The sequence below is a fragment of the Microbispora sp. CL1-1 genome, assembly GCF_012034195.1.
Lineage (GTDB): Bacteria > Actinomycetota > Actinomycetes > Streptosporangiales > Streptosporangiaceae > Microbispora.
In genome coordinates this window covers 1-290 of sequence record NZ_JAATEK010000238.1, presented here as the reverse complement: position 1 = coordinate 290, position 290 = coordinate 1, and the positions used below count along the sequence as shown (strand labels likewise).

At 65.5% G+C, this 290-nt stretch carries 1 protein-coding gene; it reads left to right on the top strand.

Annotated elements, in window-relative coordinates:
* A partial coding sequence (locus HCK04_RS40750; protein ID WP_142652811.1) for an extracellular solute-binding protein occupies window positions 1-290 on the top strand: 290 nt, incomplete at both ends.

Genomic DNA, 290 nt, shown 5'->3' with positions numbered 1-290 from the left:
GCCCACCTCGGTCATCAACAACACGCAGACCACGAGCTGGCAGGAGTTCGCGACCGGTGACTTCGCCTTCGGGGAGAACGGCACCTGGCAGCTCGCCAACGCCAAGAAGACCGGCTTCGACTACGGCATCATCCCCATCCCCGCCAAGGACGGCGGCACCGCGCCCGCTCCGACCGGTGGTGAGTTCGTGAGCATCCCGGTGCAGTCGGACACCGCGCGTTATGCCACCTCGCAGAAGCTCGTGAGCTGTCTGACCAGCACGGACAACTCGCTGACCACCACGACCACGT